Source organism: Mesorhizobium sp. L2C084A000 (genome assembly GCF_000502875.1).
In the GTDB taxonomy this organism is placed as follows: domain Bacteria; phylum Pseudomonadota; class Alphaproteobacteria; order Rhizobiales; family Rhizobiaceae; genus Mesorhizobium.
Genome location: NZ_AYWX01000014.1, coordinates 39,450 through 65,720 on the forward strand (window position 1 = coordinate 39,450; position 26,271 = coordinate 65,720).

Genomic DNA, 26,271 nt, shown 5'->3' on the forward strand with positions numbered 1-26,271 from the left:
CGCTGCGTAGCCAACACCTCGATATGTATATTTTTAAGCAAACCGCGTGCCAAAATTCACGTCACCTCTCAACATAATTAACAATGTTTTAACAGTTGGAGGAATAGCTAGGTTATCGCCGCAAACTGATCTTGCCGGCATATGGAGTATTGTCGGAGGCAGCCATGCAATCATCCCTGCCCATGGTTCCTCAGCAACACTCTCCGGATGCGGCACGCGCGGGATCATACGCAGCTTCGACTGTCGAACTGGGCGACCTGAAGCGCATCCTGGTGCGCCGCCGGTTCTGGATCTTCGGCACTGTCGCGCTGCTGACGCTGGTCGCCCTTCTCTACGGTCTTTTTACGCCCGCGCTCTACAGCTCGGCGGCGGAAATCCTCATCGATCCGCAGGACCTGCAGGTGGTCACCAACGACGTCAATCCCAGCCGTATCTCACCCGATGGCGGCATCACGCAGGTCGAGAGCCAGGTCAGCGTGGTCCAGTCGACAGGCGTGCTGATGCGGGCGATCGCGGCGACAAACCTGACGCAGGATCCGGAATTCAACGGGCAGGGCTTGCTGTCGCGCCTGCTCGGTTCGGCATCGGCCGAAGGCGACAGGTCGGTGCAGACACTCGACGCGCTGCGCCGGCGCCTGGCGGTGAAGCGGGCCGACAAGGTCCTGGTCCTCGACGTCATCGTCACCGCCAAGAGCGCCGACAAGGCCGCCCTCCTGGCCAACGCCATCGCGCAGGCCTACCTGGTCGACCAGGCGAGCGCGCGCGCGAAAATGGCCAGGGACGCTTCCGAGTCGATCACCGCCCGGCTGGACGAGCAGCGCAAGCGTGTCCAGCAGGCCGAGAATGCCGTCGAGGCCTACAAGTCCGCCAACAACATGGTGATGGCGGCAGGCAATCTGGTCAGCGACCAGGAACTGACCGAGATCAACACGCAGCTTGCGGCGGCGCAGAGCCGCACCGCGGCGCTAAAGGCGCAGGTCGACCAGATGCGCCGCCAGAGCGGCACGGCGGACGCGACCTCGGAAGCGATGCGCTCGGCGGTGATCTCGAGCCTGCGGGCGCAAGAGGCGACGCTGGTCGACCAGGTCTCGCAACTCGGCACGGAGCTGGGGCCTCGTCATCCTTCGCTGATCGCAGCCCAGCAGCAGTTGCGCGACACGCGCCAGCTGATCGCGCGTGAGCTCGGCCGCATCGCCACCGCCACCGAGACGGACTACGAACGGGCGCTGGCCAACCAGCAGGCGCTGGAAGCCAAGGTCGCCGGCATGAAGAGCAAGTCGCTCGACACCGACCAGGCCTCGGTGCGGCTGCGCGAATTGCAGCGCGATCTTGAGGCGTTGCGTTCCGTCTACTCGAACTATCTTCAGCGCGCCCAGGAGACGCGCGAGCAGATCAATGTCGACAGCACCAATGCGCGCATCATCTCCAACGCCATGCCCGCCTTGAAGAAGAGCTGGCCGCCTTTGCCGCTGCTGTTGCTGGGCGCGATATTCGGCGGCCTTGGGCTCGGCACCGGTCTGGCGTTGATCGCCGAATATTCCTCGCCGACGGTGCTTTCCAGCGCGCAGATGCAGTCGGCCATCGACGCGCCGGTGCTGGGCGTGGTGCCGGCAAAGTCGGGCACTGGCCGGCGCTGGTGGCCTTTCGGCGGGGCGCGCGCCGTCGCCTCCAGCCAGAAGACCGACGCCGTCGTCGGCCTTGCACTGAGGCGCATGTTCAGTTCGGGCCAGCGTCCGGCGGACTGGCCGCTGGTGCCTTCCATCCTGGTGACATCGTCGCCGGGCGAGGGCGCGCAGCGCAGCCGGGTGGCGCGGCTGCTGGCCGATGCCGCGGCATCCAGGGGCAGCCGTGTGCTGTTCATCGATGCCAATGCCGGCGGCGACCAGAAGGATCCGCAGCCGGGAGTCCTCGATGTGCTGCGCGGCGAGTACGCCTTCGAGGCCGTCAGCCATTACGCAGCCGGCAGCAACGTTGCCGTGCTGGGCAGGGGCCGCTCAAAGGCGGTCTTCCAGGAAGCGCATGGCATCTATTTTGCGCAGCAGATGCTGGCGCGGGCCAGCCGGAGCTTCGAACTCGTCGTCATCGACGGCGGCGCGCTGGCCGACAATCTCAATGCCTCGCCGCTGGTCGCCATGGCCGACGAGATCGTGCTCGTCGCCACGCTGAACGCCACCCCGATGCGCGACGTCACGACGACCGCGCAGGCGGTTTCCGTCATGGGGCGGTTGCCAACGGCCGCCTTGCTGGTCGACGAGGCCGCCTGATATGGCTGCCAGTTGGAGCGCAAGCGCTTCGAACCATGGTGTTGCCGCACCCCGCGCCGGCACGTCGCTCGATGCGCTGACGCGCTTCGGACTGATCGCGGCGGTAGCGGTGCTGTTCAGCATCTCGGGCGGCATGCTGTGGCTGGTCGGCTACAATTATGATGGCCTGTTCGGCAACCCGGCGACCAAGATCCACCCGTCCACCTATCTCATCGTCCTCCTGTTTGCCTGGCGTTCCTGCGCATCAGGCAATCCGGTGGGCCATATCGTCCATCTCGCCGACAGGCGGCCGGCCAGCGCGCTGATGGCCGCCATATCGATCGTGCTTCTGTTCGTCGTCATCGCAAGGCAGCGGCCCGGCATGGCCGGCATGATCGATACGTTCGTGGCCGCGGCACTTCTGGTCCTGATGCTCAGCGAGGACGACGAACGGACCTTCGCCGGGCTGCAGACCGTCGTTCACGTGGTCATGACGGCGAATGCGCTGCTTGCCCTTTTCGAGTTCGCCACCAAGACGCTTATCTTCCCCTATCGCCTGGACGGCGTGGCGTTTACCACCGATCTGCGCTCGAGCGCGCTGCAGGGGCATCCGCTTGCCAATGCCATGGTGACGTCGATCTATGTGCTTGCGCTGCTCTCCGGTGCCAGATCCCTGTCGATGCCTGTGCGGATAGGGTTGATCGGCCTGCAATGCGCGGCACTCGTCGCCTTCGGCGGCCGCACGGCGATGGTGACGACGGTGGTGCTCGGCGGCTGCTACCTGCTTTTTCAGGGCACCACCAAATTGCGCCAGGGCCGCGTCAATCTCTTGGGTGCGGCACTCGGCTTCATGCTTGCCGCACTGCTGCCGGTCGTCATCATAGTGGCGGCATATCTGGGCTTTTTCGACGCGTTGCTGGAGCGCTTCGTGTCGGACAGCGGAAGCGCCAATGCCCGCGTCGAGATGTTCGAGCTTTTCAAGCACCTGGAATTGCGCGATCTGATCGTGGGGCCGGATGTCGAGCTGATCGACAGCCTGCGCCGCATCAACGGTCTCGAACAGGGCATCGAGAACCCGATCATCCGCACGGTCCTCTATCAGGGCGCCTTCTTCACCCTTTTGCTGACGTTCGGCTTCGTGCTGTTCCTGTTCGAGGTGGCGCGCCGCTGCCATGCCGGCATCTGGCTGCCGATGCTGGGCTGGGTCATCCTGATCAACACTTCGGAAAGCGTCGCGTCGAAGACGACGCTGCTGACCAAGTTCGTGGTGCTGGCATTGGTGCTTTACCGGCCGGCGCGGGCAGCTTTCAAACCGGTCAGTCCACCGGCATGGTCAGACCAAGCGCCGCGATGATATCAGGGTCCACCGCCCGGGTGGTATCGTCCATCATGCCCATGCCGTCGAAGAGATCCCACAGTGCCCAGGCGAAGCCGAGTTCCTCGGCGCTCCGCCTGACATCGGCGATGTAGCGCCCGCGATCCGGGTTGGGCGCGGCGACATAGCGGGCGTCGGTGCGCAGCGCGCCGAACTCGCCCATGATGATGCGTTCCGGCGCAAGGCCGTGGCCGTCGGCCCAGTCGCGAACCTGGCGAAGATATTTGTCGACAAACCGGCGGTCGGGCCGGGCGTCGAAATAGACTTTCAGCACACGCTCGGTCTCGGCATAGGCTGCCTGCTTGGCGTCTTCAGGGGTTTCGGTGTCCTGCGCCATGCGCGCCCTGACCGATGCCAGCGTCTGCTCCAGCGAGCCGGCGGATGCCGGCCACGGCACATTGTTGAGCGACCGGTAGACGGGCTCGCGCATCCAGGGTGCCCCCTGATGGCTGAACAGATAGGGCTCATAGAAGTGGAAGGTGAACAGGATCGGCTCGAACGGGGACAGCGGTGCCGGATCGAGCGCGTTCAGTCCGCTCACCATCGAGCCGCAGCCGCCGGTGACGACCAGCGGCAGGGTCGCGGCCGAGGCTCTTGCCGCCGTCAGAAGTGAAAGCTGGATCTGCGACCAGACGTTCGACGCGCAGGCCTGCGCCGGCTCGTTGACCGGCTCGAGCGCCACCCTGCCGGGCTGGAACCGCGCCAGCCTGCCGGCAAGCTCGCCGACCAGCCCGCGGTAGAGATCGAAGGCGGGCGCCGCGGTGCTGGAGACCATGCGGTCGGGGTTCCAATAATGGGTGGCGGCATTGGCCTGGATGTTGACGATGATGCCGAGACCGGCGTGGAGGGTGGCCGTGACAGCCGCGTCCAGCATGTCCAGCAACCGGCCGCGCGTGGTGGCGTCGGCGGCCAGGAAAGGGCCGGGATCAACAGGCAGACGGATGAAATCGAGCCCGGTCCTGCGCAGCCGACGCAGGTCGTCCGGGGTCGGCACCGGCCGTTGCGACTGGAAGGGCGGCCAGTCATAGTCGGTGCGCGGAGCGGGAAATTCGCGCGTCAGCGAGAACCAGGGCCAGGCGTTGACGCCGCGCCGAAATCGCGGCCCGGCGGCTGCGCGAGCGATTGGTGCGATCGGGAGCGAGCCGAGAGCCGCCGCGGTGGACAGCGCCGTCCGCAGCACCCGCCGGCGCGACCAGCCTGTCATACGGTTCCTGGCGATGCGTGATCCATCGCGGTGGTCTTGGCGGCGGTCATGCCGAGCAAATGATAGGCCTCATTTTCATAGGCAAGCAGGACATCGTCCCAGCGAAAGGCTTCGCGGGCGCGCGCCCTGGCGGCAACGCCGCAGGCCTTGACCAGGGCATCATCGTCCAGCGCCTGCTGCATCCGCTTGGCGCAACTGTCCTTGTCGGTGAAGTAGATCGCCGCAGCCCCGGCGGTCCATCTGTTGTAGGGATTGTCGTGGGCGATCACCATGTTGCCGGCCGCCAGCGCCTCGACCAGCGAGGGGTTGGTGCCGCCGACCGTGTGGCCATGCAGATAGGCGCGGGCGTGGTATCTGAGCGCCTTGACCGTCGCCTGGTCGTAGATGGCGCCCGGCAGGACCACCGAGCCATTCGCCGCCTTGCGGATGGCGGCATGATAGGGGATGTCGTCGGACAGCGTTCCCAGCACCACCAGCTTCATGTCGCGCTTGGCGGAGCAAAAAGCTTCGACGATCGGCAGGATGTTGTTGTCGGGTTCGATGCGGGCGATCGAGACCAGATAGCGCCCGGGCTCGAGGCCGAGCGCCCGGACCGGCGCCTCGGGCGCTGATGTCACCGGATCGGCGCCATAGGCGATGGTGGCGATGGCGCTGCGCGGCCGGCGTGTCGCCAGGTGATCTGCGATGGCGGGATGATCGGCGACCANGACCAGCCGATGCGAGGCCCATGCGCCGATCCATTCGTTGAGCCAGAACCAGGTTCGCGCCGCCATTCCCCATTTTGGGCGGCGCCACTCGATGCCGTCCATGTTGGTGAAGATCTTGCGTCGTTTCAGCCTGAGCCAGGTCAGGAAGACCGCGCCATTGTAGCCGAGCACCAGGCAAACACCCGGTTGCCGGGCGGCGTTGCGGGCGCATTGCCAGTCGAATTCCAGCGTCGCGCGCGGTCCCTTGGAGGCGACCTGGATGTGAATGAGCTCGATGCCGCGCCAGGTTTCGCTGCGCACCCTCTGGTCGATCCGCTCGACCTCATCTTGGCAATAGACGCCAACTTTCCAACCGCGCCCGACAAGAAACAGCGCCAGTTTTTCGGCAAAGGTTTCAAAGCCGCCATGGGCCGCGGGTATGCCGCGGGTCCCCAGGATCAGAATGGCGGGCGTTTCTGGTTTCATGGCCGGCGGCACTTTCACATGTCTCATATATTAGATATTGCTTAATTTATAATGAGCAGATGGCAACTTCCGTGCCACCTCCCGATTTCAGTATCTTGCGAGGGATCATCGCGCGGGGTTGTAAAAAAACGGTGTTGAAGCCGATGGTTGTTTCATTCTCGGTCAACCCTTCTGTGCGTAGCTGTATCGAAACGAAGCAATGCCTGGGGCGTACGGCCGGCAGTCGGGCGTATCGAACCGATAGTCGGACATATCAACCGATAGTCGGACGTATCGAACCAGGCATGATTCTTGCGGACGGGCTTCTGCCACAATCGCCCAGCGCGATGGTTGTAGCACCTGGCGGGATATAAAGATGCGGATTGCCTGCGTTCATCAGGGTTATGAACTCTATGGTTCTGACCGCAGCTTCGCGGAGAGCGTTGCCGCGTTGCGCGCCGCGTTTCCGTCGGCCGACATCGAAGTGGTTTTGCCGCGTAGCGGGCCGATCGTGCGGATTCTGGAAGCGCATGCCAGCCGGATCGTCTTCGAACCGCTCTGGGTGCTGAGGCGCCAGGCCATTGCGCGCCTTGCTACCGTCGAGATGGCGCGATTGCCGGTTGCCGTGTTCAGGGCGTGGCGGCGCCTCAAGGATTGCGACCTCGTCTATGTCAACACCTCGATCGTGGCCGACTACGCGCTGGCCGCACGCCTTCTTCCCCATAAGGCCGTCCTGCACATCCATGAAATCCCCGAAGGCGCCATGCGCAGGGTACTTGTCGGCCTGATGCGCTGGAGCCACGCGGATCTGATCTTCAATTCACACGCGACACGCGCCGCGTTTGGTGATCCCAAGGCGGCGCGTGCGTATGTCGTCTACAACGGTGTTGCCGGGCCGGCGGCGGTCGAACCGATGACATATGACGGCAAGCGTCCATTGCGGGTGCTGCTGCTTGGCCGTATCAACCGGATCAAGGGGCAGGAAATCCTGCTGGAGGCGATCGCCTCGATGCCGGCGGAACTCCAGGCGAGGATCGAGGTGCGGCTGGTCGGCGGCGCCTTCGAAAGCACCGAGCGCGAGCATGCGCTTGCCGAACTGGTCGAAACCATGGGGCTTACCGGGCGCGTCAGAGTCCTGCCTTTCATTCCCGACCCCTCTGAGCATTATCGATGGGCCGATATCGTCACCGTGCCGTCGCGGCGTCCGGAATCGCTGGGCCGCGTCGCCATCGAGGCGATGGCTTACGGCCGGCCGCCGCTTGTTTCGGCGATCGGCGGGCTGGTGGAAGTGGTCAGCGACGGGGAGACCGGCTGGCATGTCCCGCCCGGCGACGCAGCAGCCCTTGGCGCGAAATTGCAGGAGATCATCCTCGCCCCTGAGGCCTGGCGCGGGTTTGTCGCTGCCGGGCGCGCGCGCTACGAGGCGATCTTCAGCGAGCCGGTCGCGGCCGCGGCGATCACCGCGATCGCCGCCGACAAGCTGAAGACGACCATCGCGCGGCCGGGCAGGGTGCCTGCCGCCCGCGAAGCGGAGACGCGGCCGTGAAGTTAGCGTTTCCGAGCCATCTGGTTCGACGCCTCGTGCTGATGATCGGGGGCGAGGCGATGCAGAGCGGCTTTCATTTTGCCCTCAACATCATGCTGTTGCACATGCTGTCGGCGCAGGGCTACGGCCTCTTCGCCATCGGCATGGTGATGGGCGGTGTCGGCCTGTCCTATATCAGGTCGCTCACCGCAGTTCCCGCCAGCATCTGGATGAGCAAGAGCACCAACAGCGCCGGCGTCGATACCTATGACGTGGCGTTCGGAACGGCGGCGCTGATCGTGGCTTTGCTGATGGCCGTCGGCACGGCAGTCCTGATGCATGTTCTTGGCGACCCAAGCGGAATTGCCGCCGGCTGCTTCGTCGGTGCCTGGTCGTTGCGCAGCCATATGCGCACGGCTTTCTTCGCACGGCGCCAGCAGGTTGTCGTCTCCATCAGCGATGGCGCTTTTACAGTCGCCGGCTGTGTCCTGACCGGGCTGTCGATCTGGTTGGTCCAAGACCCGCTGCAGACCGTGTTCTATGCACTAGCCGCGGCAAATGTGTTCGGCATTTTCGTCCTGGTCCGGCTGGCTCGGCGCTCGCTTCGCATCAGCTTCCGCATGCCGACGCGGCGACGCTATGTCCGGCTCTGGCCCCAGCTGCGCTGGTCGGCATTCAGCGCGACCACCACCAACATCCAGGGTCAATGTCTGGCGCTGCTGGTCGCCGGCATTGCCGGTCCTGCCGCCTACGCACCTCTGGCGGCGGTTCTGGTGCTGTTTGCCCCGCTGCGCATCATCAGCCTTGCGTTCGTCAACATGACGCAGCCGGATCTCGCCAGGCTGATGCGGAACAATGAAACAGGCCGTGTCTGGACGCAGGCCAAGATCTGGGCGCTCGTCATGGGGTTTGGCGGCCTTGCATATGGATGCGCCATCATGTTCGTCCTGCCGATGATAGAATCCCAGGCTCTCCAGGACGCTTCGACCTGGTTCATCGGGCTTTTCGTGATCGCGAATTTTGTCCCGATCATGCTCTACATCATGCCCCGCATCGTGCTTGAGATACTCGGCGATTTTCGGATCGTCGCGTTCATCACCACGGGCGGCGCGGTCGTCGGCCTGGCGCTGATCGCGGCCCTGCTGGCAATCGCGTCTCCGCCGTGGGCGTTGTTGGGTTCCGCCGTCTCGGAGATGTTCGTGCTCGTGGCATCGTGGTATTTCGCGCATCACCGCATGTGGAATATCGAGCATCCCGATGAGGCGCGCGACAGCCGGTTGGGCGCGTGGCGGCGCACGCTGCCGTTCGCTACGGCAAAGCGATAGGAAAAAACATGGCAGTCCAGGCGGTGCAAATTGCTGCGGTGGCCGGCTCGCCCGATGGCCAGTCCTCCCATCCGGCCACCGTCGTCGCCATCGATGCCTACACGGCGCGGCTCCACACCAGCCTGGAAGCGGTGAGGCCGCTCTGGCTGCGCCTCCAGACGGACGGTGTGTGCACCGCCCACCAGAATTATGCCTGGGCCGAGGGGATCGTTGCGCGGCTGATGCCGCAAGGTGCGGAACTGCTCATCGTGGAGGTAAACGATGGCGTCACAGGCGTGCCGCGAATGCTGGTGCCGTTGATACGGCGACCGGCTTTCCGCCATCGGGTGATCGAGTGGCTGAGCTGTGGCGTTTGCGACTACTCGGCACCGTTGCTGGCCGATGCGAGCCCGTGGACGACGCAATCGGCGCAGGCCGCGTGGGCCGCGGTGCGTTCCGTGCTGCCGCCGGCGGACCGCATCCAGATCACGGGAATTCCGCAATCGATCAGCGGTGTCGCCAATCCGCTAGCCCTGCTGGCGGCCACGCGCGATTCCCTGCATACCAGCTTCGGCCTCGCCATCGACGGCGATCCGGAAACCGTCCTCAAGCGCCTATGCCGGCCATCCTTCGTCAAGGCTTTCAACAAGGACTGGCGTCGCCTCGAACGGCTTGGCGGCGTGGAACTGGTCGAAGCCAACACGCCGGCCCTGGTGGAGGTCATCTTCGGCGGCCTGGTCCGGATGCGGCTCAGCCGCTTTCGCGAACTGGGCCGCTTCGACCTGCTGACGCAGGCGGCGGTTGTCGACTTCTATCGAAACGCCGCTCTCGAGGGCCTGTCGGATGGGTCGGTGCGGCTCTTCGGGTTGCGTGTGGGTGAAGCTCTTATCGCGGTCCAATACCTGCTGATCCATCAAGTCACCGTTCATGCTCTGCTGATCTCAATCGATCAGGGCGCGGTGCCCAATGTCTCGCCGGGACTTCTGATCATGGGCAAGTTGATGAGCTGGGCGCGCGGGCGCGATTTCAATTATTTCGACCTGTCGGTAGGCAACCAGAGTTATAAGGAACATATGGGTGCCTTGGGTTCGGGCCTGCGCGAGCTTTGCCACGGGATTACGGTGCGAGGCAGCGCCGTGAGCGCAGCCATCGAGATCCGCAACCGGGCCGAGGTGTTCGTGCGCTCCAAACCTCGGCTGCTGAAGAGGCTCCAGGGACTGATGCGGGGTTTGCGGCGCCTGCGTGGGGGATCAGAATGACGGGAGAAGCATGTGGCAAGCTACGCGGCGGGAACGACTCCGATAGGGGATTTGCCCGGTGGGCCATTTTCCCCGACTGTCGCCAACGTTGATGCAACCGCGCACTTCACGGCTCGGCTGCACACCAGCTTCGACACCGTAAGGCTGCTATGGCTGCTCCTTGAAGCTCACGGCGTCTGCACTGCCCACCAGCATTATGCCTGGGTCGAAGGAATCGCCGCACGGCTGATGCCCAAAGACGCGGATCTGGTCCTCGTCGAGGTGAGTGACGCCGTGACCGGCGCGCCGGCCATGCTGCTGCCGCTGATGCGGCGCCGGGCTCTCGGCCACCACGTGATCGAATGGCTGAGCTGCCGCGTGTGCGACTACGCGGTGCCGCTGCTGGCGGATGGGAGAGCGTGGACTAGGCAGAGTGCCGACGCCATGTGGGCAGCGGTCCGTGCCGTGCTGCCATCGGCGGATCGCATCCATATCGCGGGAATTCCGCAGCAGGTCCACGGCGTGGCCAATCCGCTGGCATTGCTTTCGGTGGCGCGCGACTCCATCCAGGTCACCTCCGGCCTCGTCCTGCATGGCGACCCGGAGACGCTCATCAAGCGAATCTGCAAGCCGTCCTTTGCCAAGGCCTTCCGCAAGCATTGCCGCGGCTTCGAACAGCTTGGTGGCCTCGCTCTGGTCGAGGCCGATACGCCTGACCTGGCCGAGGAGCTCCTGGATGCACTGCTGGAACTGCGGCTCAAGCGTTTTCGTGAGCTCGGGCGTTTCGACCTCCTGACGCAGGCCCCGGTCGTCGATTTCTACCGCGCCGCGGCGCTACAAGGCCTGTCCAACGGATCGGTGCGGCTCTTCGGACTACGCGTCGGTGAAGCCTGGCTTGCCTCCATCTATGTTTTGGTGAGAAAAGGCACACTTCACGCCCTCCTGCTCGGCATCGACCAGAATACGGTCGCCAATGTCTCACCCGGCCTGACGACGATGGGCAAGCTGATGGTGTGGGGATGCGAGCGGGGCTTCGACTATTTCGACCTGTCGGTCGGCGGCCAGGGCTACAAGCAACATATCGGTGCCTCGAGCTCGGTACTGGCCGAGATCTGCGAACCGGTGACGGTGCGGGGCAGGGCTGCGAACGCAGCCATTTTGCTGCGCAGCCGGGTCGAAGGCATGACGCGGTCGCGTCCCCGGCTGCTCAAGGCCGTCCAGGGCCTGACGCGCCGCTTGCGGCGATTGAAGGACTGAGGACGAGCGTTTGCCGACGACCGATGCAAAGAGGCACCAAGGCCGGCAAGCTTGTTGACTGGGTTGGTTGGCTCTATATCTGAAAGCGCCGCTTGCCGTTCAGAAATGAGTGTCCTCGGCAGATTTTTTAAGTTGGCGTTTTCGGCAGATCATATCGATGGATGCAAGTTTAGGAGATGGGATTCGTTCCATCCTCATTATTCAAACGAAGTACATTGGAGATGTCGTTCTGACATCTGCTTTGGTTCGCAATCTGCGTCTTGCTTATCCGCAAGCATCGGTAACCATGCTTTGTGCGCCTGGTCTCAAGCAGTTCATTGTCGCGCAAGGGATCGCCGATGTGGCCGTTGGCTTTGAATCCCGTGGCAGAGGAAGGACTCTGCTCAAGCGTTTGAGCGACCATCGTGGCGTCATCTCTGATCTGCGGCGTCGGAAATTCGATCTTAGCATCGACCTTACCGATTCAAAAACCTCGCGGATCATGCATCGCTTGATCGGGGCTCCACTTCGCGTCGGCTTCGATCCTTCCGAGCATCCGATGAAGTTCTGGGAAATCCAGCTTGCAAACGTGCTCGCCGCGACCTTCGGACATGGCGGACCGCATTATCTCTACAGGAACCTGTCTCCACTCAGCGCCCTCGGGTTGGATTATCAGGACCCAACGCCTCGGCTGCAACCGACCAGGACTGCCCAGGAAGAGTGTGCCAGGCTTCTTGCGGAAAACGCTTTGGCGAAGAAGTCCTATGTGGCCGTGCATGCCGGCGCGAGGTTTGAAGGCCGTTGCTGGCCGCCGCAACATTTTGCTGCGGTCATCGATGAGGTATACGCCAAAACCGGGCTGCGATCCCTCCTCGTTGGTGGGCCGGATGAAGGGCTTGCCGCGCAAAGGATCCTTGAAATGGCAGCATCGCCGGTCGCAAGTGTCGTCGGAAAAGCCTCGCTTGAGGTCTTGACAGCATTGTTGGCCGAAGCGTCGATCTTTCTTGGCAATGAGAGCGGCCCGATGCACATCGCGGCCTCTGTCGGAACTCCAGCGGTGGGGCTGTACGGTCTGACGTCGCCTGAGCAATGGGGCCCATTCGGTGTCTCCAACCGGACGCTCCAGCCGCCCATGCCTTGCCCATGCATCGCTCCAGGTTTGTGTAAAGAAAACAACGCCGGTGGGGTCTATTGCGTCCAGCGGCTCCAGGTTGCCGATGTTGCGGCGGCGACACTCGATCTCATCGGCATGGAAGTTCAAAAATCTGCTCATTCGGGCACGCCGGCCGCGTAGCAGAGCGGCAGCGACGGACGCTAGTTTTGGCGGCGTGGTGGTGCACAGTTCATCTTCGTGTGCTTCACGTCTTGATTCAGGCCAAGGCCCAAGCATATTCAAAAGATTGGTAAATTTAACCGGGCCGCATCCTGCGCTGTCCGCGAAATTGACAGGACGGCGCGTCTCCGCCATCCTTGACCCCAGTCGTCAGGCTGCCGGTAGCGGCCGCGTTTTGTGTCTGGGGCGACCGAGGGCAGTGTCATGTTCAGTCCCGTCACAGGTCAGAATTCCAAGCGCGCCGCGGTGCGCAAGGCGCTCGATCGTCACAAGGTCTACATCACCGCGCAGCGTTTTTCGGCAGGCACCTACCAGGCCCGGGTTCTGGTCGATGGCGAGGCCTATTGGGTCGACGAATTTCGGCTGAGCCAGCTGCAGCAAGGACTGTCGCCGGCAGAGCTCGAGTTGACGCCGGCCGCTGACGATTGAGAGCGTGACTGGCTTGTTCCTGGCCGCCGTGCTTCGATCCTGGCGATGACGACTCCACCAAAGCTCAAAGCCTATCGCGCCAAACGCGAATTCGCCAAGACGCCGGAACCGGTTGGCGGGCTCGTCAGCAGCAACGGCAACCGCTTCGTCGTCCACAAGCACCACGCCACCGCTGACCATTATGATCTGCGCCTGCAGGTCGGCGATGTTTTGAAGAGCTGGGCGGTGCCGCGCGGGCCTTCGCTCAATCCGGCCGACAAGAGGCTGGCGGTCGAGACCGAGGATCATCCGCTCGAATATATCGACTTTGAGGGTGTCATTCCCGAGGGCGAGTATGGCGGCGGGCCGATGATCGTCTGGGATACCGGCACATGGGCGCCGATGGACGACGTCGAAAAGAGCTTGCGAACCGGCGCCTTCAAGTTCCGGCTGGCCGGCGACAAGCTCAATGGCGGCTGGATGCTGACCCGGCTGAAGCCGAAACCCGGCGAAGACGAAAACAAGAAGAACTGGCTGCTGTTCAAGGAGCGCGACCTCGCCGCCGACACCGCGCTTGACATCCTCACGGCCCGGCCGGAAAGCGTCAAATCCGGATTGCGCATCGAGGAGCTGGCGGCGCCGGCGAAGCCCGCCACCAAACCCGCGCCCAGACAGGGATCGCTGAAGCCCGGCACGCTGCCGGGCGTGTTCAAGGCTCCCATGCTTGCCCGTATCGAGCCGCAACTGGCGACGCAGGTGCCAAAACCACCCGATGGCGACGACACCCAACAAGTCTGGCTGCACGAGATCAAATTCGACGGCTACCGCACCATGGCGCATCTCACTGGCGGCGTCGTCAAGCTGATCACCCGTGGCGGCATCGACTGGACGAAGCGCTATGGCGACCTGCCGCATGCGTTCGCGAAGCTGCCCTGCCGCGATGCCATCATCGACGGCGAGATCGTGGTGCTCGACGCCCGGGGCATCAGCCGCTTCGCGCTGCTGCAGGATGCGCTGGCCGAGGGCGCCGGCAGCAAGCTCCATTTTTACGCCTTCGATCTTCTCCACCTCGACGGCTGGGACCTGACCAAGGCGCCGCTGGTCCGGCGCAAGGCGCTGCTGGCGCAGATGCTGTCGGGCCTCGGCGCCAATTCCGCCATCCAGTTCTCCGACCATGTCGAAGGTTCAGGGCAGGGGCTCTACGACCAGGTGTCGGAACTTGGGCTGGAGGGTGTCGTCTCAAAGCGCGCCACGGCCATCTATCAGAGCGGCCGAACCAAAAGCTGGACCAAGACCAAGGCACTGCTGTCGGACGACTTCGTCATCGCCGGCTTCACCATCTCCGATGCGGCCGAAGGGCTGGCGGCGCTCGGCATGGCAGAGTTCGAGGGTGGTGAATTGCATTATCGCGGCAAGGTCGGCACCGGTTTCGATGCCGCCACCGCCGGTGAGTTGCTCGCCAGGCTGGAGCCGCTGCGGGAAGGCGCCACCCCGCCCGAGGGTGTCCCGCGCGAAATCATGCGCGAGATGAACTGGGTGCGGCCGCTGCTGTCGGCGCGCATTCATTACGCCAACCGCACCTCAGACAATGCGCTGCGCCACGGCGTCTTCTGTGGTTTGAGGGATGTCGGCCTGTCGACGCCGGTCTCGTCCAAACGCAAGCGGCTGATCGCCGAGGCCGACCTTGCCACAATCTGGGTGACCAACCCGACGCGCCGGCTGTTCGGCAAGACCGGCCCGACCAAGCTCGACATCGCGGTCTATTACGCGCTGGTCGGCGACTTCATGCTGCCGCACATCCTCGGCCGGCCGGTGTCGCTGGTGCGCTGCCCGACCGGCCTGCCGAAGGATTGCTTCTTCCAGCGGCACGCCTTCACCGGCATGCCGCCCTCAGTGGTGACATTCGAGGCGACGAATTCCGAGGGCGAGACCAAATCCTATCTCTCGGTCGAAGGCGCGAAAGGGTATCTGGCGCTGGCGCAGTTCGGCGTCGTCGAGTTCCACACCTGGGGCACCCACCGCACCAGCCTCGACAGGCCCGACCAGATCGTCCTCGACCTCGATCCGGGAGAAGGGATTTCATGGCGCGAGGTGGTCGAGGCCGCCGTGCACATCAAGGGCGAATTGGAGCGCCTGGGGCTGGTACCGTTCGCCAAGACCTCCGGCGGCAGCGGCATCCACATCACCGTGCCGGTGACGGGCGCGCAGAACTGGAAGAAGCTGCACCAGGCGACCAGCGCGATCGCCACGCATCTGGCGGCAACGGCGCCTGACACCTTCACCACCACCATGGGCAAGGACAACCGCAAGAAGCGCATCTTCATCGATTATCACCGCAATGCGCGCGGCCACACCTCGGCAGCACCTTACTCGCTGCGCGCCCGCACCAATCTGCCGGCCTCGACGCCGGTCAGTTGGAGCGACCTCGAATCCATCGATGCGCCGCAGGATCTGAACTATTCCTCCCTGCCGGGGCTGCTGGCGACGTCGGGCGATCCGTGGGCCGAGATCGACGAGTTCGCGCGGGATTTGCCGACCTTGAAGAACTAGGTTCCTCGGCCCCCATGAAATGGAGGAGAGCGTTGCGGGGCGAGGAACCCAACGCCATCGACGCTTCCGACAATTTGAATTATTCTCTCCGCCACGACCTCAAAGACGTGGCGGAAGATTTCGTCAGGGATTTGCCTGTATTGTGCGGGGTCGGTGTAGGATTTGCGCAGCCTCGTTCGTCCTTCGGACGAAAAGCGCTGCAGTGAATGTCAGTGCATGGCCGCGTAGGAGTGTTTCATGGCGCCCAGGGCAAGTTGGAAAGGTTACCTCAAACTCAGCCTCGTCAGCTGTCCGGTGCGGTTATATCCCGCCACCAGCGCCAGCGAGCGCATCTCGTTCAACCAACTGCATAAGAAGACCCACAACCGCATCAACATGAAACCGGTCGACCCCGAATTGGGGCTCGTCGAGCGTGCTGATCTGGTCAAGGGCTACGAATACGAGGACAAGCAGTACATCATCATAGATGATGCCGACCTCGATGCGGTGCGCATCGAATCCAATCACACGATGAACATCGAGGCCTTCGTGGACGAGGACGAGGTCGACGTCATCTATCAGGACGCGCCCTACTACATGGCGCCTGACGGCGCGATGGCGGAGGAGACCTTCGCCGTGCTGCGCGAAGCCATGCGCAAATCCGGCAAGCTGGCGATCGCACGCCTGGTGCTGTCGAGCCGCGAGCGGGTGGTGACGATCGGCGCGCGCGAGAACGGCATGTTCGTGTGCACCTTGAGGAATCCGAACGAAGTGCGTGGCACGGCTGAATATTTCGGCAACATCCCAGCCGGCAAGCCCGATCCCGAAATGCTGCAGCTCGCCGAAGCACTGATCAAGCAGAAGGAAACCACCTTCGATCCGAAGAACTATGAGGACCGCTACGAGGCGGCACTCATGACGATGATCCGCGAGAAGCTGAAAGGCCACAAGCCGATCATCGCGGCGGCACCCGAGCGCGGTAATGTCATCAATCTGATGGATGCGCTCAAGGCGAGCCTGTCGCAATCGAAGCCGCCGGCCAAGTCGAAAAGCAAGGCCGACGAGGTTGCCAAGCCCGCCGCGAAGAAGGCGGCAGCGGGTGGTGCTGCTGAAAATCCGTTGAAGGCCAATCTGCTGAAGGCGGTCGGCAAGAGCAAGAAATGACGGCACCGACCGGCGCTGTTTTTGGCACGATAGGCGCGCTGGCGGCTTTTCCGCTCAGGCTGGCTGCGCGGGAAGTGGAACGCCGACACGGCCAGCTGCGGCGCGGTATCACCAGGCGCACCACGCATGTCGTCTTCGGCCGGACACTGTTGGCCAAAGCCGGGCTCTCCAGGAACGGCGATGCCGAGATCGAGCGCCGTGTCGCCGCCGAGCGCGCGGCCGGGCGAACGCTGATCAGCGAGAACGGATTCCTGCGCCTTCTCGGACTGATGAAGACACCGGAAGCGTCTTCGCTGTCGCGGCAATCGCTGATCGATCAGTCGCGGCTATCAGGCTCCGACCTCGACCTGCTCGGCCTGTTCGATGCGTTCGAGCATGACGTTGAACCCTATTCCTTCCGCGACCTGATCCTGGCGCGCAAATATGCCGGGCTCATCGCCGGCGGCGCGACATGGGGGGCGATCGCGCGCTCCGTCCACCGCTCCGGCCCGGTGGCGTCGCTGACCGCCAAGTCGCTCAATGTCGGCTCGCAGCATGGGCGCGCCGATGCCATCTATCTCGAAGGCGGCCAGAGCGAACTCGATGGGCAGTTGCTGTTCGATCTCGGAACAGCCGGGGCAGAGGGTGACGACACGCTAGAGGAGTTGTTCGCCGAGGCGGAAGCGGCGGAGGAGCAGGGCGACAATGATGGGGCCGCCGCGCTCTACCAGCGCTGCCTGGCCATCGATCCGAGCGATGCGATTGCCGCCTTCAACCGCGCCAACTGCCTGCGCGCCGGCGGCCACGCGGCGGACGCCGCGCACGACTATATCAATGCGATAAAACTCGACCCGGCCTTCGTCGAGGCGTGGTTCAACCTGGCCGGACTGATGAGCGAGCAAGGTCGCGAAGCCTCGGCGCGAAGGCACCTGCAGAAAGCGATCGCGCTCGACAAGACCTATGCCGATCCGGTGTTCAATCTGGCCCGGCTGGAATTCGACGCCGGCAATCTGCTGGAGGCGCGCCGGCTATGGGCGCGGTATCTCGAACTCGACGCGGAGTCCGAATGGGCACGGGTTGCAGCCAAGGGCGTGCAGTTCGTGGATCTGCAGCTGGCGCGGGCGGCGGGGTGAGTGATGCTGGCGCTTGAACACCCCCCTCTGGCCTACCGGCCATCTCCCCCGCAAGGGGGGAGATCGGAAGCTTGGGCGTCCCGCTCCTTCTTGCAAAGTGGGAGATTGGCGAAAGCGGTTGAGCGCGCAATCTCCCCCCTTGCGGGGGAGATGTCCGGCAGGACAGAGGGGGGTGTGACGGAACTCGACCTCTCCAGCGAGACCGCCCCATGACCGCCTTCCTCTTCGACGGTCCCGACACCGCGCCCACCACCATTCTGCTCGCCCACGGCGCCGGTGCGTCGATGGATTCGCCCTCGATGACCGCCACCGCCAAGGCGCTGGCCGCGGCCGGCTTCCAGGTCGCGCGCTTTGAATTCCACTATATGGCCGCGCGCCGCTACGGCCACCGCAAGCCACCGCCGCGGGCCGAGACGGTCAACCCGGAATATATCAAGGCGATAGCCGACCTCAGGGCAAAGGGCGTGACGGGACCGCTGATCATCGGCGGCAAGTCGATGGGCGGGCGCGTCGCCTCCATGATCGCCGACGAGATGTTTGCCAAGGGCGAGATTTCAGGGCTGGTCTGCCTCGGCTATCCCTTCCATCCGCCGGCCAAGCCCGAGCAATTGCGGACAAAACACCTCGCCGGGTTGAAGACGCCGACGCTGATCTTCCAGGGCACGCGCGACGAGTTCGGCACCAGGGACGGGGTTGCGACTTATGGCCTTTCCGACCGCATCGAGATTATCTGGCTGGAGGATGGCGACCATGATCTCAAGCCACGCAAGAGCATCTCGGGATTTTCGGCGGCCGACCATCTGAAGACGCTGGCCGAGACGGTGAAGGCGTGGTCGGGTCGGATCGCTTCCTGAAGCGATGAAGATCGCCTCCTTCAACATCAACAACATCAACAGCCGGCTTGAAAATTTGCTGGCTTGGCTGGCTGCGGCAAAACCCGATGTCGTCTGCCTGCAGGAACTGAAGGCGCGCGACATGCAGTTTCCGCGCTCGGCATTGGCGGCGGCCGGCTATGGCGCGGTGTGGAAGGGCGAGCCGACGTGGAACGGTGTTGCCATCCTGGCGCGGGGTGCCGAGCCAGTGCTGACCCGCGATGCCTTGCCCGGCGACGATGCCGACAGGCAGAGCCGCTATATCGAGGCGGCGGTGAACGGCATCATCGTCGCTTGTCTCTATGCGCCGAACGGCAATCCTCAGCCCGGCCCGAAATTCGCCTACAAACTCGCCTGGCACGCGCGGCTGGAGGTGCATGCCGAACAGTTGCTCGACACCGGCCTGCCGGTGGTGCTGGCCGGCGACTACAACATCGTGCCCGAGCCGCGCGATATCTACCCCACCCGCTCCTATGAGGACAACGCGCTGGTGCAGCCGGAAAGCCGGGCGTCGTTCCAGCGCCTGCTCGACCAGGGTTGGCTTGATGCCCTGCGCAAGAAGCATCCGAAGGAAACGCTCTACACATTCTGGGACTATCGCCGCAACCGCTGGCCGCGCGATGCGGGCCTCCGGCTCGATCACATCCTGCTGTCGAAGAAACTGGCACGCCGCCTGACCGTTGCCGGCATCGACCGCGACGTGCGCGGCGAGGACGGCGCCAGCGACCATGCGCCGGTGTGGGTGGAATTGAAGTAAGGCGACTGCTTTCATGCGTCGCGCTTGAACGGATTCCTGCAACGCGCTTTAAGTCTTTGTCTCGATGCATGTCGCTGTCCCAAATCCGGGTTCGCTTTTGGCCGACATGCAATAACCTGTCGGCAAGTAGCCCAACGCAGCCGGATCGCCCGTGAACGCAATCCCCCATGAGATTTGTGAAGCGAGGCTCCATGCCTGACTTGGGCGCTGTCCAGATACTGGCCGCCGCCATTGTGGTGCTTGCGGCTGCTGTCGCGTCCTGGCTGCTGTGGCGGAAGCGCAGCCGTCGCAAGGGACGGCGGCTAACCAATCCGGCTGCCGACTATGCCGTCCGTACCGATTGGAACGCCCGCGGGGGTATGCTCAATTACTCGTCCTTCGTCTATTTCGATGTCGATCGCGACGGCAAATACGGCGCCGGAGACCGGCCGATGGCCGGGATCATGGTGCGGCTGTATGACGAAGCCGGCAAGCTCGCCGCGTCCGCGCGCACCAACAATGCCGGCTTTGCCAACTTTCCCATGTCGGTGAAAAGCAGAAAGGCAGTGATCCGCAAGCCGGGCAACTGGCGCTTTGTGGTTTCGGTGCCGCCCGGCTGGCAGGCGAAAAGCGAAAATGACATTCAGTCCCGACACTTCCTGCCGCTGCCGGGTTCGCCGGCCGGGATGGTATCGCAGGAGATGCTGCTGCCTGTCGGTCTGGCACCGCCGCGCCGCGTCAGCGGGCGCGTCGCCGGCGATGGACCAGCGACCCTCTCCGTGTCGGGGAATGGGTACGTCCTGGAGACGCGGGCACTGGCGCCGGGTGCCGTCTTCAGCTTCGACCTGGCTGAAGAAGCCGACACGGTCAGCGTCAGCGGCGGCGGCTTGGCGCGGCGGCTGACGCTATCGCCCTACTCGGCGGATCTCGGCCTGCTGTCGCCGCAACGCGCCGGCATCGACACTGATGCCGCCCTCGAAACGATCGATTTCGACGATGTGACGTCGCGCAGCCTCAGGAAAATTCCGGCTGGCCATGCCGGATTGGCGTGGCGCAACCTGAATGCGATGGCCCGCGACTTCACCAAGGACAGCCAGGGCTATGTCAATGGTAATGTTTCCGGCGACCATGTGCTCTACACCAGCAGCGGGCTGCCGGCCGAATTCAGCTGCGAACGGCCGTTCGGCTTTCACTCGGTCATGCTGAGCGCCGCCTGGCTGGCGTCGGAAGGGGAGGTGGCGCTGATCGAAAGCTGGCTTGGCGAGCAGCTGATTGCAAGCGACGAGGTCACGCTGTCGGCGCTAACGCCGCTGCACTACGCTCCAATGCTCAAAGCTGTAACGCGTGTTCGCCTGTCGACGAAGCACTATTGGCAAATGGTGTTGGACGACCTGATCCTGGTGCGTTGAGGTTTGGACGCGCCAGGAGCAGGTGGCGCTGAAATTATTGCGGTGTCGGCAACGAGGAGCCGTTGGCCGCAGTGACCGCCGACAACCGGCCTTTTTTCAAGAACGATGGCTTCACATAGATTTTTTTCATATCAGACTCTCCTAAAATCCCGATCCGATGATGCCAGACTGCGGCCATCTGTCAACCATGCGGGCTGAAATCGGCAAACTGCAATAAATCCAAGGAGGCGCGGCAAGGCGCCCGCCCTCCAATAGCGGCAACCGGATCGCAATGTTGGACAGCCAGACCGGCCCGATTTATGCGGTGGCCTTCGCCGCCGACGGCGCGGTGCTGACCGGCGGCAACGACCGCACCATCCGCGACTGCCGGCCACCGGCGGCGACGGCGTGGTGCTGTTTGCCGGCGCGCCGGAATGAGCGAAATCTTGATCACCCTGTCCGCCGTGCTATGTAAAACCCATGCCAGCACCCAGCCTCCCAGACAATGCGCCGCTCATCGTCATCGATCTCCAGACCGGCATGTTCGACGGTGTGCACGAGCAGCCGATCCATGATGCGCCTGATATTGTCGAGCGCACCAAGGCGGTGATCGATTGGGCGCGGCGCGGCGGGCGCAAGGTCGCTTTTATCAGGCATGACGGACCCGATGGCGACCCGTTGGCACCGGATGAGCTGGGCTGGCCGGTTTGGCCCGCGCTCGGCCAAGCGGCGGACGAGCCGACCTTTGCCAAATCCGTTCGCGATGCTTTCAGCAATCCTGCCTTCGGCGACTGGCTTGCCGGTCAGGGTGCGAGTGCTGTCGTGCTCTTGGGCGCACAGACCGATTTTTGCGTGGCCGCGACGGTCAAGGGCGCCATCGCCAGAGGGCTCGGCGTGACCGTGGTCTCCGATGTGCACAGCACGCTGGACAATGCCAGCGAGAGTGCCGAGCAGGTCATCCTCAGGCACAATGGCGAATTCGCCGAGGCCGGCGTCAATCTGGTGACCACAAAGGCGCTTGTCGGCGGCTGAAGCCCGACCGTCGCCGCAGCGCGCATTATCAGGCGGGCCGGCTTGAGGACTTCGCGAGAGAAGACAGGCGGCTGCCGTGGTCGACGCGGACGGGGGGGGCGCATTGTTGGGATGGCTCGGGCGCCCGCGTCAACCAGGGCGGCTCGTACCGCCGCATTAGCAACATTGCACATTGCGGGCCGCTCGAAACTTCCGCGAAAGCGGAATAGGCCGGAGCAAAAGTGCGGATTCGGCTGAGACTTTCGGCGCGCTTTCCCGGTCAGGGAGTCAAAAAGTCTGCTGGCTTGTCGGGATGTCGCTCAGGGCGTTTGCCGGGTCCTGCACCGGATCGGCGAGGAACGATGCCGCAATCAGGTCGTCGGCATCGATCCGACCATGACGATCTTCCATGATGGCCGCGACCTTTTGAAAGGTTTTCATTTCGGCATCCGTCACCCGCGCATCACGCATCCTGGCTTGGAGATCGGCCAGGCGAACGCCCAAAGCAGGGGATGTCACAGCTTTGCTTGTCATCTTCACTCGTCCTGATTGGAAGCTGGGCAACCCGCCGCCATGGCTGGCGGCGGGTTGGACAGTTCGAAATTCAATCGTAGACCTTGATGATCTTGCGGGTGCCCGGATCCACCAGGACGGTGCGGTTGTCGACCACCACGTAGCGGTATTTGACATCGGGGATCTCATGAAGTTCGACCGTGTCCGGCAACGCGCTACCAATATTCAGTTCCACACCGGGAACCTTGACCGAAGCGAGAGGCTGCTTCTTCACATACTCGCGGATGACCGTGTCCTGTTCAGGCTGAATGACAACGTCCTGAGCGGCAACGGCGCCGACACCAGCCAACAGCAATAGCGCCGCTGCGGCGCCCGTTAGGTGCATTTTCATACCGTTTCTCCTTGCGAGTCAGCATGACAGGATCGTTCAACGCTGACGGCAACTGAACTTGAGCCAAATGAAAATGTTCCTCCGCTGGGGCTTCGGTCGGGTGAGACGTGCGACTTAAGTCTGGTCTGCGAGCGCATTGGTCTTACCGACGGGAACGGCTCTCTGTTCATGGCTGTTTGTCTCCCGGAATTCGGAGAGACAGATGGACAAAAGTGTTGGCCAAGCGCGCTGGTTGCTCGCACCGATTTTCGCGACAGCTGTCACCTTTCTGGTGATGGGGATAGTCCTTGGCTGACATGTCGTCGATCGGCGCAGCAACGTCCCTTCCTGCGCTGATAGGATTCGCAAGCCGCTTCGGCGGCTGGCGAATCCTCTATTTTCACCATGCGCTGGCCTGCTCATTCGGCAGCCGAGCGCTTCGTTCAGCTTATGCAACGTTGGGAGGTTACTATGGATCGGCGATCCTTCTTGACGGCGATGTTTGGCATTGCCGGGGCCGCGGCCCTTGCAGGGGCAATTCGCCCGATCGAGGCAGCGGCCGGTGTTCCAAGCGCTGGAAACGGCATTCTCGATGAAATTGAGGCAGAGGCCCTCGACGACGAAGGTGCACATGCGGAGGTGCAGCCGGTCGACCATCGACGCTGGGATCGGGGCTGGGATCGGGACTGGGATCGGGATCGGGGCTGGCGCCGGCGCCGGCACGGGCGGCGTTGGAGACGGGTCTGCCGCAGTTACTGGCGGCATGGTCGCCGTCGCGTCCGGTGCTATCGCAGACGTGGCCCTTCGGTCGTCCTTCGATTTTAGCAGCTAGCCTGCACGTCCTAGCGATTTGATCAGTGCGATGGGCTCGGCGTCCGCATCTTTCCTGCGGCTGCCGAGCCGGAGGCTGTTTGTCGAGGCTGAAGCTATACGTGGCGAAACGGCGCGAAGATGAATCCGCGCCACACAAAGGCGAAGACGGCAAGGCGAGGACAAGAAATGGCCCGGCAGCCAGGTGCAAAGGGAGGACGCCGGGCCAGCCGACTTCTGGCGGTCGTCGGCCATCGCTACATTAGATATATCTAATGTTAATGCAAGCAACCCAAAACTTCTCCGATGGACAAAACACCGTCCGAAGCTGTCCGTTTCGCTGCATGACCACCAGCACGGCCGCCGCACTGCAGACAGCGGCAATGGCGGATCTTCCTGGCCTAAGTCTGGAGGACTTGCGCGGCGGCAATCTCGCTATGGCTCAGCAGTAGCTCGTTCAGTTTGCCGCTTTGCTATCGGCCGCGTGTATCGATCGAGCGGGCGGGGAAGACAGGGCACGTTGGTCCGCAGGCTGCTCACTGAAGTAAAGTGAACTGCCGAGTAGAAGGAACACGATGCCCACCGCCGTTAATCCAACCATGAGCACGGCGATCGCCGTTCCTGGGCCATGGCCCGTCTTGATGATGGTGGATCGGTGGGGCATCGCGCTGTTCTCCAGGCATGGCACCCGGCGGGGCCGCTTTCGACAAACGACGAACACGGCCCCGATGTTCCCTCGTTGGAAGCTTCAATCGGTCACGTCGGGCTTTTGCTTTTTCCTGTAGGACCAAGGTCTTATCCGTCGTGCGCAAAAGTCCAAGGGGCCTTGTTCAGTTCCGATAATGTCCCTTGGATGTTCCGCTATTTTAGGTAAATCTGATATAATGCCTAGGCGGAAAACTTAGCCGGCCAAGCACATTTTCCCGCGAACCGGGCATGGAAAATGTGGCTTTGGCAAGTTCAACAACAGGCAGTCATGTCTCGGGCGACGAATGGCTCACGTCTCGTCGAATCGGCCCTCGCGGGTCTGATCGCGCGTGATCGCGGCTTCTTCCTCATCATCGGGAAGGGCATCGTCGCTGTCCTGGTACGCGTTATCGTCGTCCTCGTCGGGCAGATCGCCGTCTTTTTCGACGCCGTAACGCATGTCGCCGTTTTCCGGCACGGACTCTGGCAGGATCTCGCCGCCCTTGATCGCATCCCAATCCTGCTGCTCGATGGTAGGCCCATCCGCCTGCGGTGCGTCATCTTCGATGTCGGCGCTTGGTTTGTTGCGCGGTGCCATGCCGGCCTCCTTCCTTGAAAAAACTGGAGGCGAAACTCGGCGTGCCGGCATTTGTTCCCCTGCTCGAAGTGCAAAGAGCGGGCGTGCTTCTGGATTTTCGACGGCTGGCGCGTCAGCCCAGCCCCGCCGGCACCGCCGCCGCGCGCCGGATCGCCACCGTTGCCAAGTCGCCGCGCAATGGAAAGCGCGCAGTGGCGATCGGCCGCTTACTTGCGAAGTTGCTAAAATAATGAAATGTTGTTCGCGGGAAATGGGATGAGCAGGGACTGGTTGGAACCGGCGCGGTTTCGGCGGTTTGGGGAAACCATGTATTTTGGGCAGTTTCTCGTAGGAATGTCAGCCACGGCTCTCATTGTCGCGGTGTGGACCTATATGGTCACCGGCTCTTTCTGGGAGGCATTTGCCTGGACGATAGCGACGCTGCTTGTCCTGCAGGTCGGCTACTTCGTGCTCATCATGAGGCTGATCTTCAGGCGCTCGCACGATATCGTGCCGAGCCAGGATCCGGTAGACGCCTTCCCGCCATTGCATCGCGACGGTGTCCAGCTTTGAGACCGGCTGGCCAGGATCACTCGCGCGTGTGCGCCCGGGCAAATTCGGGGAACCTCGCCCACAGCGCGATCACGGTGTTTGGTCACTGAGAGACAGCGTTGTCTGGGCATAGCCCTGCTGGAGGTTTCGGCACAGCGTATCGTGGGAACATTTCGGCGTCGTCGTGGGAACATGATGCATGCGCGACCGGCTTCGCATGGCTCAGGCCGTCAGGTGGAACAAGTGATCATGCTTCGCGTCCTCTAGCAGTACCGGTGAGGTTGCCACCTCTATCGGCACTGCCATGGCTCGCTCTGCTCCCGGCGGGGCGAGTCTTTTTCGTGCTCCCATCGTCGAGATAGAGGACGCGAGGCTGATTTGACGCGGCGACAACAGGTGCTTCGCCAATTCGGCTGCAGAAGGGATTTTTCGTCTTCTAATGTCCGTACACATTTGTGCAAGTTTTCAAGCATTTCCGCGCTGTCTGCCGCATGCTTGATCAGCAACAAATTAATATCCGGGCTGCAAACATAACATCTTCAATTCTGAAGTTGGATGGAACCACATGGCAGCGGTGGAGTTTTTATGGAGGGCGGAATTCAATTGTCACTAGGAGACGGTCATGAAACTTTATCTTACAAGCGCGGCGGCTGCCATCGTCCTGACGGGCGGCATTGGTGCGGCGCTGGCGGAGAGCGTCGTCGTCGTCCAGCCGCAGCAGGAGACGGTCGTTCGCGAATACATCAAGAGGGAACCGCTTGCCTCGGTGAACCTTCTGGGGGTCGAACTCAAGCTCGGCTCGTCGGTACCGGACACTGTCGAACTGCGTGAAGTGCCCGACGTCAAATACCGCGTCGCGGTGATCAATGACCAGACGGTCCTCGTCGACCCGGAGACCCGCCAGATCGTTGAAGTGCTGCACTAAGGGGTTCC

Annotated in this window: 23 protein-coding genes; 18 read left to right on the plus strand and 5 right to left on the minus strand. The window is 63.1% G+C overall.

What is annotated here, in order from left to right; genetic code table 11:
• The first annotated feature begins 164 nt into the window (after positions 1-164).
• Both X735_RS141110 and X735_RS141105 read left to right on the plus strand, forming a co-directional pair.
• Complete coding sequence (locus tag X735_RS141110) at positions 165-2,264, plus strand: exopolysaccharide transport family protein (RefSeq protein WP_031213619.1); 2,100 nt, start codon at positions 165-167, stop codon at positions 2,262-2,264.
• Between the two features lies 1 nt (position 2,265).
• The gene (locus X735_RS141105; RefSeq protein WP_023813308.1) at positions 2,266-3,597 is read left to right on the plus strand and encodes a VpsF family polysaccharide biosynthesis protein; all 1,332 of its coding nucleotides are present in this window, start codon (positions 2,266-2,268) and stop codon (positions 3,595-3,597) included.
• On the opposite strand, the gene X735_RS141100 is transcribed toward X735_RS141105, so the two are convergent.
• Both X735_RS141100 and X735_RS141095 read right to left on the minus strand, forming a co-directional pair.
• On the minus strand, positions 3,560-4,822 hold the full coding sequence (locus tag X735_RS141100) for a cellulase family glycosylhydrolase (RefSeq protein ID WP_023813309.1): 1,263 nt from the start codon (positions 4,820-4,822) through the stop codon (positions 3,560-3,562). The two genes, X735_RS141105 and X735_RS141100, sit on opposite strands and share 38 nt — an antisense overlap.
• Complete coding sequence (locus X735_RS141095; protein WP_031213622.1) at positions 4,819-5,994, minus strand: DUF1972 domain-containing protein; 1,176 nt, start codon at positions 5,992-5,994, stop codon at positions 4,819-4,821. Before X735_RS141095 ends, X735_RS141100 begins: the two co-directional genes overlap by 4 nt.
• A gap of 355 nt (positions 5,995-6,349) precedes the next feature.
• Here X735_RS141095 and X735_RS141090 point away from each other — a divergent pair, with 355 nt between their 5' ends.
• From X735_RS141090 to X735_RS141020, 13 genes are all read left to right on the plus strand, one after another.
• Positions 6,350-7,519 carry a glycosyltransferase gene (locus X735_RS141090; protein ID WP_023813311.1) on the plus strand — a complete coding sequence of 390 codons (1,170 nt, stop codon included), beginning with the start codon at positions 6,350-6,352 and terminating at the stop codon, positions 7,517-7,519.
• On the plus strand, positions 7,516-8,823 hold the full coding sequence (locus X735_RS141085) for a hypothetical protein (RefSeq protein WP_031213623.1): 1,308 nt from the start codon (positions 7,516-7,518) through the stop codon (positions 8,821-8,823). Before X735_RS141090 ends, X735_RS141085 begins: the two co-directional genes overlap by 4 nt.
• Positions 8,824-8,831: 8 nt before the next feature.
• Positions 8,832-10,061 carry a GNAT family N-acetyltransferase gene (locus X735_RS141080; protein ID WP_031213624.1) on the plus strand — a complete coding sequence of 410 codons (1,230 nt, stop codon included), beginning with the start codon at positions 8,832-8,834 and terminating at the stop codon, positions 10,059-10,061.
• A gap of 12 nt (positions 10,062-10,073) precedes the next feature.
• Positions 10,074-11,297, plus strand: coding sequence for a GNAT family N-acetyltransferase (locus tag X735_RS141075; protein ID WP_031213625.1), 1,224 nt, complete (start codon positions 10,074-10,076; stop codon positions 11,295-11,297).
• A 157-nt stretch (positions 11,298-11,454) separates the two neighbouring features.
• Positions 11,455-12,570, plus strand: a complete 1,116-nt coding sequence (locus tag X735_RS141070) for a glycosyltransferase family 9 protein (RefSeq protein WP_031213626.1) — start codon at positions 11,455-11,457, stop codon at positions 12,568-12,570.
• A gap of 243 nt (positions 12,571-12,813) precedes the next feature.
• A complete protein-coding gene (locus X735_RS141065) occupies positions 12,814-13,038 on the plus strand; it encodes a hypothetical protein (protein ID WP_023813316.1) in 225 nt (74 codons plus the stop codon).
• Between the two features lie 45 nt (positions 13,039-13,083).
• Complete coding sequence (gene ligD, locus X735_RS141060; RefSeq protein WP_023813317.1) at positions 13,084-15,567, plus strand: DNA ligase D; 2,484 nt, start codon at positions 13,084-13,086, stop codon at positions 15,565-15,567.
• A gap of 237 nt (positions 15,568-15,804) precedes the next feature.
• Positions 15,805-16,710 carry a Ku protein gene (locus tag X735_RS141050; RefSeq protein WP_024501732.1) on the plus strand — a complete coding sequence of 302 codons (906 nt, stop codon included), beginning with the start codon at positions 15,805-15,807 and terminating at the stop codon, positions 16,708-16,710.
• Entirely contained in the window at positions 16,707-17,822 is a 1,116-nt protein-coding gene (locus X735_RS141045; protein ID WP_023813320.1) for a tetratricopeptide repeat protein, read from the plus strand. The genes X735_RS141050 and X735_RS141045 overlap by 4 nt, the downstream gene beginning before the upstream one ends.
• 209 nt (positions 17,823-18,031) lie before the next feature.
• Positions 18,032-18,676 (plus strand): alpha/beta fold hydrolase, encoded by a 645-nt coding sequence (locus X735_RS141040; RefSeq protein WP_023813321.1) that lies wholly within the window; start codon positions 18,032-18,034, stop codon positions 18,674-18,676.
• A 4-nt stretch (positions 18,677-18,680) separates the two neighbouring features.
• Positions 18,681-19,451 (plus strand): exodeoxyribonuclease III, encoded by a 771-nt coding sequence (locus tag X735_RS141035; RefSeq protein WP_023813322.1) that lies wholly within the window; start codon positions 18,681-18,683, stop codon positions 19,449-19,451.
• A gap of 191 nt (positions 19,452-19,642) precedes the next feature.
• Positions 19,643-20,839, plus strand: a complete 1,197-nt coding sequence (locus X735_RS141030) for a hypothetical protein (protein WP_023813323.1) — start codon at positions 19,643-19,645, stop codon at positions 20,837-20,839.
• Positions 20,840-21,298: 459 nt separating this feature from the next.
• Positions 21,299-21,850: an isochorismatase family protein gene (locus X735_RS141020; RefSeq protein ID WP_023813326.1), complete on the plus strand. Its 552-nt coding sequence runs from the start codon at positions 21,299-21,301 to the stop codon at positions 21,848-21,850.
• Between the two features lie 267 nt (positions 21,851-22,117).
• Here X735_RS141020 and X735_RS141015 read toward each other — a convergent pair whose 3' ends face one another.
• From X735_RS141015 to X735_RS141000, 3 genes are all read right to left on the minus strand, one after another.
• Positions 22,118-22,363, minus strand: coding sequence for a hypothetical protein (locus X735_RS141015; protein ID WP_031213628.1), 246 nt, complete (start codon positions 22,361-22,363; stop codon positions 22,118-22,120).
• A gap of 70 nt (positions 22,364-22,433) precedes the next feature.
• Positions 22,434-22,733, minus strand: a complete 300-nt coding sequence (locus X735_RS141010) for a DUF1236 domain-containing protein (protein ID WP_031213630.1) — start codon at positions 22,731-22,733, stop codon at positions 22,434-22,436.
• A gap of 1,786 nt (positions 22,734-24,519) precedes the next feature.
• Positions 24,520-24,807, minus strand: a complete 288-nt coding sequence (locus tag X735_RS141000; protein WP_023813332.1) for a hypothetical protein — start codon at positions 24,805-24,807, stop codon at positions 24,520-24,522.
• Positions 24,808-24,821: 14 nt separating this feature from the next.
• Here X735_RS141000 and X735_RS140995 point away from each other — a divergent pair, with 14 nt between their 5' ends.
• The 3 genes from X735_RS140995 to X735_RS140990 all read left to right on the plus strand — a co-directional run bounded on the left by X735_RS140995 (position 24,822) and on the right by X735_RS140990 (position 26,263).
• Positions 24,822-25,037 (plus strand): hypothetical protein, encoded by a 216-nt coding sequence (locus tag X735_RS140995; protein ID WP_023813333.1) that lies wholly within the window; start codon positions 24,822-24,824, stop codon positions 25,035-25,037.
• Between the two features lie 103 nt (positions 25,038-25,140).
• Positions 25,141-25,359 (plus strand): exopolysaccharide production repressor protein, encoded by a 219-nt coding sequence (locus X735_RS0134940; protein WP_245273286.1) that lies wholly within the window; start codon positions 25,141-25,143, stop codon positions 25,357-25,359.
• 601 nt (positions 25,360-25,960) lie between these two features.
• Positions 25,961-26,263, plus strand: coding sequence for a DUF1236 domain-containing protein (locus X735_RS140990; protein ID WP_023813335.1), 303 nt, complete (start codon positions 25,961-25,963; stop codon positions 26,261-26,263).
• The last annotated feature ends 8 nt before the right edge of the window (positions 26,264-26,271 follow it).

Excerpts from the sequence above, each read along its gene's own strand:
- ligD (WP_023813317.1), top strand. The coding sequence starts at position 13,084 with ATGACGACTCCACCAAAGCTCAAAGCCTATCGCGCCAAACGCGAATTC.
- X735_RS141010 (WP_031213630.1), bottom strand. The coding sequence starts at position 22,733 with ATGAAAATGCACCTAACGGGCGCCGCAGCGGCGCTATTGCTGTTGGCT.
- X735_RS141080 (WP_031213624.1), top strand. The coding sequence starts at position 8,832 with ATGGCAGTCCAGGCGGTGCAAATTGCTGCGGTGGCCGGCTCGCCCGAT.
- X735_RS141090 (WP_023813311.1), top strand. The coding sequence starts at position 6,350 with ATGCGGATTGCCTGCGTTCATCAGGGTTATGAACTCTATGGTTCTGAC.
- X735_RS140990 (WP_023813335.1), top strand. The coding sequence starts at position 25,961 with ATGAAACTTTATCTTACAAGCGCGGCGGCTGCCATCGTCCTGACGGGC.
- X735_RS0134940 (WP_245273286.1), top strand. The coding sequence starts at position 25,141 with ATGTCAGCCACGGCTCTCATTGTCGCGGTGTGGACCTATATGGTCACC.
- X735_RS141040 (WP_023813321.1), top strand. The coding sequence starts at position 18,032 with ATGACCGCCTTCCTCTTCGACGGTCCCGACACCGCGCCCACCACCATT.
- X735_RS141020 (WP_023813326.1), top strand. The coding sequence starts at position 21,299 with ATGCCAGCACCCAGCCTCCCAGACAATGCGCCGCTCATCGTCATCGAT.
- X735_RS141050 (WP_024501732.1), top strand. The coding sequence starts at position 15,805 with ATGGCGCCCAGGGCAAGTTGGAAAGGTTACCTCAAACTCAGCCTCGTC.
- X735_RS141100 (WP_023813309.1), bottom strand. The coding sequence starts at position 4,822 with ATGACAGGCTGGTCGCGCCGGCGGGTGCTGCGGACGGCGCTGTCCACC.
- X735_RS141035 (WP_023813322.1), top strand. The coding sequence starts at position 18,681 with ATGAAGATCGCCTCCTTCAACATCAACAACATCAACAGCCGGCTTGAA.
- X735_RS141015 (WP_031213628.1), bottom strand. The coding sequence starts at position 22,363 with ATGACAAGCAAAGCTGTGACATCCCCTGCTTTGGGCGTTCGCCTGGCC.
- X735_RS141030 (WP_023813323.1), top strand. The coding sequence starts at position 19,643 with ATGCCTGACTTGGGCGCTGTCCAGATACTGGCCGCCGCCATTGTGGTG.
- X735_RS141110 (WP_031213619.1), top strand. The coding sequence starts at position 165 with ATGCAATCATCCCTGCCCATGGTTCCTCAGCAACACTCTCCGGATGCG.
- X735_RS141065 (WP_023813316.1), top strand. The coding sequence starts at position 12,814 with ATGTTCAGTCCCGTCACAGGTCAGAATTCCAAGCGCGCCGCGGTGCGC.
- X735_RS141070 (WP_031213626.1), top strand. The coding sequence starts at position 11,455 with ATGGATGCAAGTTTAGGAGATGGGATTCGTTCCATCCTCATTATTCAA.
- X735_RS141105 (WP_023813308.1), top strand. The coding sequence starts at position 2,266 with ATGGCTGCCAGTTGGAGCGCAAGCGCTTCGAACCATGGTGTTGCCGCA.
- X735_RS141045 (WP_023813320.1), top strand. The coding sequence starts at position 16,707 with ATGACGGCACCGACCGGCGCTGTTTTTGGCACGATAGGCGCGCTGGCG.
- X735_RS141000 (WP_023813332.1), bottom strand. The coding sequence starts at position 24,807 with ATGGCACCGCGCAACAAACCAAGCGCCGACATCGAAGATGACGCACCG.